Annotated in this window: 8 protein-coding genes; all 8 read left to right on the top strand. The window is 65.0% G+C overall.

The window, feature by feature from the left end; all coding sequences use genetic code 11:
* The first annotated feature begins 2 nt into the window (after positions 1-2).
* The 8 genes from AC1EJR_RS17825 to AC1EJR_RS17790 all read left to right on the top strand — a co-directional run bounded on the left by AC1EJR_RS17825 (position 3) and on the right by AC1EJR_RS17790 (position 8,261).
* Positions 3-698: an ABC transporter ATP-binding protein gene (locus tag AC1EJR_RS17825; RefSeq protein ID WP_477106264.1), complete on the top strand. Its 696-nt coding sequence runs from the start codon at positions 3-5 to the stop codon at positions 696-698.
* Position 699: 1 nt separating this feature from the next.
* Complete coding sequence (locus tag AC1EJR_RS17820) at positions 700-1,422, top strand: ABC transporter ATP-binding protein (protein WP_477113473.1); 723 nt, start codon at positions 700-702, stop codon at positions 1,420-1,422.
* A 91-nt stretch (positions 1,423-1,513) separates the two neighbouring features.
* A complete protein-coding gene (locus tag AC1EJR_RS17815) occupies positions 1,514-2,722 on the top strand; it encodes an ABC transporter substrate-binding protein (RefSeq protein ID WP_092300387.1) in 1,209 nt (402 codons plus the stop codon).
* A 65-nt stretch (positions 2,723-2,787) separates the two neighbouring features.
* A complete protein-coding gene (locus tag AC1EJR_RS17810) occupies positions 2,788-3,672 on the top strand; it encodes a branched-chain amino acid ABC transporter permease (RefSeq protein ID WP_092300384.1) in 885 nt (294 codons plus the stop codon).
* Entirely contained in the window at positions 3,672-4,706 is a 1,035-nt protein-coding gene (locus AC1EJR_RS17805; protein ID WP_369823531.1) for a branched-chain amino acid ABC transporter permease, read from the top strand. The genes AC1EJR_RS17810 and AC1EJR_RS17805 overlap by 1 nt, the downstream gene beginning before the upstream one ends.
* A gap of 194 nt (positions 4,707-4,900) precedes the next feature.
* Complete coding sequence (locus tag AC1EJR_RS17800; RefSeq protein WP_255370966.1) at positions 4,901-5,512, top strand: hypothetical protein; 612 nt, start codon at positions 4,901-4,903, stop codon at positions 5,510-5,512.
* A gap of 349 nt (positions 5,513-5,861) precedes the next feature.
* On the top strand, positions 5,862-7,013 hold the full coding sequence (locus AC1EJR_RS17795) for an ABC transporter substrate-binding protein (RefSeq protein ID WP_477147334.1): 1,152 nt from the start codon (positions 5,862-5,864) through the stop codon (positions 7,011-7,013).
* A 195-nt stretch (positions 7,014-7,208) separates the two neighbouring features.
* Positions 7,209-8,261, top strand: a complete 1,053-nt coding sequence (locus AC1EJR_RS17790) for a branched-chain amino acid ABC transporter permease (protein WP_092300375.1) — start codon at positions 7,209-7,211, stop codon at positions 8,259-8,261.
* Positions 8,262-8,292: the final 31 nt, after the last annotated feature.

The following is an 8,292-nucleotide window of genomic DNA, read 5'->3' as shown; positions in this document are numbered from 1 at the left end:
ACCTGCAGGTGCGACGCGGCTCGATCCACGCATTGATCGGCCCCAACGGCGCGGGCAAGACGACCTGCTTCAACCTGCTCACCAAGTTCCTGGAGCCGACCACCGGCACCATCCTTTTCAACGGCATCGACATCACCCGCGAGAAACCGGCGCAGATTGCGCGGCGCGGCGTGATCCGTTCGTTCCAGATTTCCGCCGTGTTCCCGCACCTGACCGTGCGYGAGAACGTGCGCATCGGCCTGCAGCGCCAGCTTGGYACCTCGTTCCAGTTCTGGCGCAGCGAGCGWTCGCTCGAYGTGCTCAACGACCGGGCGATGGATCTGCTCGAACAAGTCGGCCTGACCGAGTTCGCCGAGACCGTCACCGTCAACCTGCCGTACGGCCGCAARCGCGCGCTGGAGATCGCCACCACGCTGGCGATGGAGCCCGAGCTGATGCTGCTGGACGAGCCCACGCAGGGCATGGGCCACGAGGACGTGGACCGCGTGACGCAGCTCATCAAGAAGGTGTCCGCCGGCCGCACCATCCTGATGGTCGAGCACAACATGAACGTGGTGTCCTCCATCGCCGACAAGATCACCGTGCTGCAGCGCGGCGCGATCCTGGCCGARGGGCCGTACGCGGAGGTATCCAAGGACCCGCGCGTGATGGAAGCCTATATGGGCACGGTCGAGGCGGAACTGCAGGGAGCGCATTGAGATGAACACCAACACTCCCGCCCTTGAGATCAAGGACCTGAACGCCTGGTACGGCGARTCGCACATCCTGCACGGCGTGGACCTGACCGTAAATCACGGCGAAGTCGTCACGCTGCTCGGCCGCAACGGCGCGGGCCGCACCACCACGATGCGCGCCATCATGGGCCTGACCGGCGCCCGCAAGGGCTCGATCAAGGTCAACGGGCACGAGACCATCGGCCTGCCGACGCACAAGATCGCGCATTACGGCATCGGCTACTGCCCGGAAGARCGGGCGATTTTCTCGAGCCTGTCTTGCGAAGAGAACCTGATGCTGCCGCCGGTATTGAAAGGYGCCGACGCCAGCCGGGGCATGAGCGAGGCCGAGATCTACGAGATGTTCCCSAACCTGGCCGAACGGCGCCAGAGCCAGGGCACGCGACTGTCTGGCGGCGAACAGCAGATGCTGGCGGTGGGGCGCATCTTGCGTACCGGCGCGAACCTGCTGCTGCTGGACGAAATCTCGGAGGGCCTGGCGCCTGTCATCGTGCAGGCACTGGCGCGCATGATCCTGATGCTGAAGAAGAAGGGCTACACGGTGGTCATGGTGGAGCAGAACTTCCGCTTCGCTGCGCCGCTGGCCGACCGCTTCTACGTGATGGAGCACGGGCAGATCGTCGAGCGCTTCGCCGCCGCCGAACTGCAGGCCAAGATGCCGGTGCTGAACGAACTGCTTGGGGTCTGATCCGCGCGCGCCCTCGTGCGTGCGGGTTACTCKATTGATGGTGGCAGGAACGGGTGGCGTGAGCACGCTGCCGAAACTCAGGAGACAAAACATGAAGATGACTCGGCTGGCCGTGGCTGTGGCGGCGACTGTTCTGGGCGCGGTGTCCACGGGGGCATCGGCGCAGGTGTCGGGCGACACCGTGAAGATTGGCTATATCACCGACCTGTCGGGCCTGTACGCCGACATCGACGGCCCGGGCGGCCTGGAAGCGGTGAAGATGGCCATCGAGGACCATGGCGGCAAGGTGCTGGGCAAGCCGATCGAGCTGATGTCCGCCGATCACCAGAACAAGGCCGACATCGCCGCCTCGAAGGCGCGCGAGTGGATGGACCAGCAGGGCCTGGACATGCTGCTGGGCGGCACCAACTCCGGCACGGCGCTGGCCATGAACAAGGTGGCGTCCGAGAAGAAGCGCGTCTATATCAACAACGGCGCCGGCACGGCCCGCCTGACCAACGAGGAGTGCTCGCCGTACACGGTGCACTACGCGTATGACACGGTAGCGCTGGCCAAGGGCACCGGCAGCGCGGTGGTGAAGCAGGGCGGCAAGTCGTGGTTCTTCCTGACCGCCGACTACGCCTTCGGCCACTCGCTCGAGACCGACACCGCCGCCGTGGTCAAGGCCAATGGCGGCACGGTGGTTGGCTCCGTGCGCCATCCGCTGTCGGCATCGGACTTCTCTTCGTTCCTGCTCCAGGCGCAATCGTCCAAGGCGCAGATCCTGGGCCTGGCCAACGCCGGTGGCGACACGATCAACTCGATCAAGGCGGCCAAGGAATTCGGTATCACGAAGAATATGAAGATCGCTGGTCTGCTCATGTTCATCAATGACGTGCATAGCTTGGGCCTGAAGAACACCGAGGGCCTGCTGATGACCGACAGCTGGTACTGGGACATGAACGACGACACCCGCAAGTGGGCGAATCGCTACTTCGGCAAGATGAAGAAGATGCCGAGCAGCTTGCAGGCAGCCGACTACTCGGCGGTCAGCACCTACCTGAAGGCGGTGGAGACGGCCAAGACMGATGATCCGGACAAGGTGATGGCCGAGCTGAAGAAGATGAAGATCAACGACTTCTACAACAAGGGGCAGATCCGCGCCGACGGCCGCAACATCCACGACATGTACCTGATGCAGGTGAAGGCGCCGGCGGAATCGAAGAAGCCTTGGGACTACCTGAAGGTCGTGGCAACGATCCCGGGTGACCAGGCCTTCACGACGGTTGCCGAGTCGAAGTGCGCAATGTTGAAGAAGTAAGCATTGGTTTTGCGCCCCTCTCCCGCTGGCGGGGGAGGGGATAGACACTCGGGCACTCGACGCCAATGGACATATTCGGAATTCCTCTACCCGCCATGCTGTCCCAGTTGCTGCTGGGGCTGGTCAATGGCGCTTTCTACGCGATGCTGAGCCTCGGGCTGGCCGTGATTTTCGGCCTGCTCAACGTCATCAACTTCGCACACGGCGCGCTGTTCATGCTCGGCGCGCTGCTCGCCTGGGCGGGCATGGAGTACGCCGGGCTCAATTACTGGGTCATGCTGGCGCTCTCGCCGATCATCGTCGGCGTGCTCGGCGTGATCATCGAAAAGTCGATGCTGCGCTGGATCTACAAGCTCGACCATATCTACGGGCTGCTGCTGACGCTGGGCATCACGCTGGTGATCGAAGGCGTGTTCCGCTCGATCTACGGCGTCTCGGGCCTGCCGTACTCGCCGCCCGACGCGCTGCAGGGCGCCACCGACCTCGGCTTCATGATCCTGCCGAACTACCGCGCCTGGGTCGTGGTCGCCTCGCTGGTGGTCTGCTTCGCCACGTGGTTCGTGATCGAAAAGACCAAGCTCGGTGCCTACCTGCGGGCCGGTACCGAGAACCCCAAGATGGTGGAAGCCTTCGGCGTCAACGTGCCGCTGATGGTGACGCTGACCTACGGCTTCGGCGTGGCGCTGGCGGCCTTCGCGGGCGTGCTGGCGGCGCCGGTGATCCAGGTGTCGCCGCTGATGGGCCAGAACCTGATCATCGTTGTGTTCGCCGTGGTGGTGATCGGCGGCATGGGGTCGATCATGGGTTCCATCCTCACCGGCCTGGGCCTCGGCGTGATCGAGGGCCTGACCAAGGTGTTCTATCCTGAGGCATCGGCCACCGTGGTGTTCTTCATCATGGTGATCGTGCTGCTGCTGCGCCCGGCTGGCCTGTTCGGGAGGGAGAAGTGATGAGCGGACAAACCGGACAAACCGCGGTGCCTGTGAGCACCGGAACCGTCAGGAACGGAGTGGGTGTGCAGAAGAAGGTGCTTTACGGCTTGCTGCTGCTGGGGCTGATCGTGGCCCCGATGGCGGGCGCCTACCCGGTGTTCGTGCTCAAGGTGATGTGCTTCGCGCTGTTCGCCTGCGCGTTCAATCTGCTGATCGGCTTCACCGGGCTGCTCTCGTTTGGCCACGCGGCCTTCTTCGGCGGCGCCGGCTACGCGGCCGGCCATGCGATGAAGGTCTGGGGCGTGACGCCGGAAGTGGGCCTGATCCTCGGCACGCTGACCGGGGCCGGCATCGGCTACGTGGTCGGCTCGCTGGCCATCCGACGGCAAGGCATCTATTTCTCGATGATCACGCTGGCGCTGGCGCAGATGCTGTTCTTCATCTGCCTGCAGGCGCCGTTCACGGGCGGCGAGGATGGCCTGCAGGGCATTCCGCGCGGCAAGCTGTTCGGCGTGCTCTCGCTCTCCGAGGACATCACGCTGTACTACGTGGCGCTGGCCATCATCGTCGCCGCGTTCGCGCTGATCGTACGCACCGTGCACTCGCCGTTCGGCCAGATTCTCAAGGCCATCAAGGAGAACGAGCCGCGCGCGATTTCGCTTGGATACGATGTCGATCGCTTCAAGCTGCTCGCCTTCGTGATCTCGGCCGCGCTGTCCGGGCTGGCGGGTTCGATCAAGGCGCTGGTACTGGGCTTCGGCACGCTGACCGACGTGCACTGGTCGATGTCCGGCTCGGTGATCCTGATGACGCTGGTGGGCGGCCTGGGCACGCTGTCTGGCCCGATCGTCGGCGCCTTCGTGGTGGTGGCGCTCGAAAACAAGCTTGGCGACATCGGTTCGTTCCTGGCGCACCTGACCGGCATCTCCTGGTTCAACGCGCTCGGCGAGTCGGTGACGATGGTCACCGGCATCATCTTCGTGATCTGCGTGCTGACGTTCCGCCGGGGCATCATGGGCGAGCTGATCGCGCTGACGAGTCGCAAAAAGTAGTAAAAGTGCGAGTGATGACAGGCCGACATGCCCGCTTTTGGGGCTAGGGTTTCTGCTAGCTTGTTTCATACGCACCGCTTCGTTACATTGCATATACGGTTTTCGCAGGTTAAATGGAGGCGGAAGCGAGGAGACGACAGGCGCGCACCCGGTGTCGGGTAGCAGCAGCCAATACAATGAAAAGGCGTTGCCAGGTGATCCTTGGCAGCGCCTTTTTGATTTGTAGCGCCCGCTGGCGCGCCAGGCTTATCTCCCGACCGTCCTTCCTGTCCATGGATCACCCATCCCCGCATTCCTCGCGCCCACAAGGGCTCGTGCGGGTCGGCACCCCTGCCGACGCCGCTTTGATCGACGCCTGGCTGATGGCCCGCGCGCCGCTTGCCGTACCCGAGGCCCGCGCCCGCAGGCTGTCGCTGGAAGCACTCCTGGCGCAGGGTGCGCAGGGGCTTTGTCTTATCGATGGCGCCATCGCCGATGCCGGAAACCCGGGCGGCGAGGCGAGCCCCAACACGGTGCATGGTCTGCTACCGGTGACACTTATCCACAGCTTGTCCACCGGAGGCCGCGTTGCGCTGGCGGCGGAGTGGTGGGGGCCGGCCGATCTGGACGATCCGGCGGCTTCGACGGCGTCCCTCGCCGCCTGCTGTGACGTGCTGGCCGACTGGTGCCGCGCGCATGGTATCCGGCAGGTGTGGCTGGCGCCCGGCTTGCTGGCCGATCCCGCAGCCGCGCCGCGCGGCTTCGCCCCCGGGGCCGACGGGCTCCTGCACCGCAGCCTCGTGCCGACGCCCAAGCAGCTCGGCTGACCTCGGCATCGACCCCAATCCCGCTACTGGCCGGCTTTCCCGGCCGACCCTGACTGTTGCGCCCGCGCCGCTGCGGGTTAATCCCGCCTTTTCGTACGAAATCGCTGTGTTAGACTCGATTCGCATTCCCGACCGCACGGTCGGGGAATGCAACTGCGCAATCCGGGGGTAAACCGCGCAGGACGGGAAAATCAAAAGGGACGGTCTTCGAAGTTCCCGACATTGACGCTGGTGCCAGCGCTGCGCCGGCCATAGAGCCCGAAAAACGGGCCAAACCAAGAACTGAGGGCATCCGCCGGCCGGAAGCCGGCGGATGCCTTTTTCCTTTTTTGGAACCGAAGGAGACGAGATGACATTCAAGCGCGCCAGCGTGATGGCCCTTGCCGCCGCCAGCCTGTTCGCCGGGGCGGCCAGTGCCCAGGTCAAGGTGGGGGTCACCGTATCGGCCACCGGGCCTGCCGCTTCGCTCGGCATTCCCGAGAAGAACACGTTCACGCTGCTGCCCAAGGAGATCGCGGGCAAGAAGATCGAGTACTTCGTGCTCGACGACGCCACCKACACCACCACTGCCGTCAAGAACACCCGCAAGCTCATCAGCGAGGACAAGGTCGACGTGGTGGTGGGCTCCACGGTTACGCCGAACTCGCTCGCCATGGTCGACATCGCCGCCGAGAGCGAGACGCCGATGATCTCGATGGCCGCCTCGGCCCGCATCATCGAGCCGATGGACGCCAAGCGCGCCTGGGTCTTCAAGACGCCGCAAAACGACTCGCACATGGCCACTGCCATTGCGGAGCACATGACGAACAACAACGTGAAGACGGTGGCATTCATCGGCTTCGCGGATGCCTACGGCGAAAGCTGGGCGCAGGAATTCGCCAAGGTGGCGGAGATGCGCAAGATCAAGGTCGTGGCCAACGAGCGCTTTGCGCGCACCGACAACTCGGTGACGGGTCAGGTGCTCAAGATGATGGGCGCCAACGCCGATGCGGTGCTGATCGCTGGTTCGGGTACGCCGGCCGCGCTGCCGGCCAAGACGCTCAAGGAGCGCGGCTACAAGGGCAAGATCTACCAGACCCACGGCGTGGCCAACCCGGACTTCCTGCGCGTCTGCGGCAAGGACTGCGAGGGCACGTTCCTGCCGGCTGGTCCGCTGCTGGTGGCCGAGCAGCTGCCCGACAGCAATCCGGTGAAGAAGCCGGCGGTGACCTACAAGACCGCCTACGAGAAGGCCTTCGGCGGCCAGGTGTCGACCTTCGGCGGCCACGCCTGGGACGCCGGCCTGCTGCTGCAGAACGCGATCCCGGAGGCGCTCAAGAAGGGCCAGCCCGGCACCAAGGAATTCCGCAAGGCACTGCGCGACGCCCTGGAGCAGACCAAGAACCTGCCCGTCTCGCACGGCATCATCACCATGAGCCCCACCGACCACCTCGGCATGGACCAGCGCGCGCGCGTGATGGTGCAGATCGTGGATGGCAAGTGGAAGCTGCAAACGAAGTAAGCCGGCATTCGACCGGCGGTACGGAGCAAGTCGCGGAGTCACGAGGCAAAAAAGGGCGCATGGCGATCCATGCGCCCTTTTTTTGTCCGCCGGATCCTGTGATGATGCCCGCATGACCCTGTTCAGGAGGGCGGCGCCGCCAAGCTGGTAACGCCGCACCTCCTTCCACGACACGTTCCCAGACACGGGGAGACAATGGACCTCTCGATTGCGGCCATCCTGGCGCAGGACGGCATCACCTCCGGCGCCATCTACGCGCTGCTGGCACTGGCACTGGTGCTGGTGTTCTCGGTGACGCGCGTCATCTTCATCCCCCAGGGCGAGTTCGTGGCGTATGGCGCCCTGACGCTCGCCGCGATGCAGGCCGGCCACGCGCCGCAGACCACGTGGCTGCTGCTGGCGATGGGCGTGCTGACGTTCCTCTACGAGTGCGTGACCGTGCTGCGCAGTGCCGAGCTGCGCCGCACCGCCCCGCGCCGGCTGGCCGTGCTGGCCGGCAAGTACGTCGTGTTTCCGCTGGCCGTTCACCTTGTCGTGCAGCAGTACGGCGGGCAGCCGCTGCCGATGCTCGCGCAGATCGCCCTGACGCTGCTGATCGTGATTCCGCTCGGGCCGATGCTGTACCGGCTGGCGTACCAGCCGCTGGCCGAAGCCAGCACGCTGGTGCTGCTGATCGTCTCCGTGGGGGTCCACTTCGCGCTCGTGGGGCTGGGTCTGGTGATGTTCGGCGCCGAGGGCTCGCGTACCAGCGCGTTCTCCGATGCGCGCTTCGACATCGGCACCTTGAGCGTCTCGGGCCAGAGCCTGTGGGTGGTGGGCGTGTCGGCGCTGCTGATCGGCGCGCTGTACTTCTATTTCGAGCGCACGCTCCAGGGCAAGGCGCTGCGTGCCACGGCCGTGAACCGGCTCGGCGCGCGGCTGGTCGGCATCGGCACCACGCAGGCGGGGCGGTTGTCGTTCACGCTGGCGGCGGCGATGGGCGCGCTGTGCGGCATCCTGATCGCGCCGCTGACCACGGTGTACTACGAGTCCGGCTTCCTCGTGGGCCTGAAGGGCTTCGTGGGCGCCATCGTCGGCGGGCTGGTCAGCTATCCGGTGGCCGCGCTCGGCGCGATCCTCGTCGGCCTGCTCGAATCCTATTCGTCCTTCTGGGCCAGCGCGTTCAAGGAGGTCATCGTATTTACCTTGATTATCCCGGTGCTGTTGTGGCGCTCGCTGACCAGCAAGCATGTCGAGGAAGAGGAGTAAGCCATGACACTGCTGACCGAGAAGCCCGTGG

This window comes from Cupriavidus sp. 05T42 (genome assembly GCF_056396345.1).
The sequence above is the reverse complement of the archived record's forward strand: the minus strand, read 5'-3'. Positions and strand labels throughout refer to the sequence as shown.

Coding starts and splice junctions, on each gene's coding strand:
- AC1EJR_RS17805 (WP_369823531.1), top strand. CDS start 3,672: ATGAGCGGACAAACCGGACAAACCGCGGTGCCTGTGAGCACCGGAACC.
- AC1EJR_RS17810 (WP_092300384.1), top strand. CDS start 2,788: ATGGACATATTCGGAATTCCTCTACCCGCCATGCTGTCCCAGTTGCTG.
- AC1EJR_RS17790 (WP_092300375.1), top strand. CDS start 7,209: ATGGACCTCTCGATTGCGGCCATCCTGGCGCAGGACGGCATCACCTCC.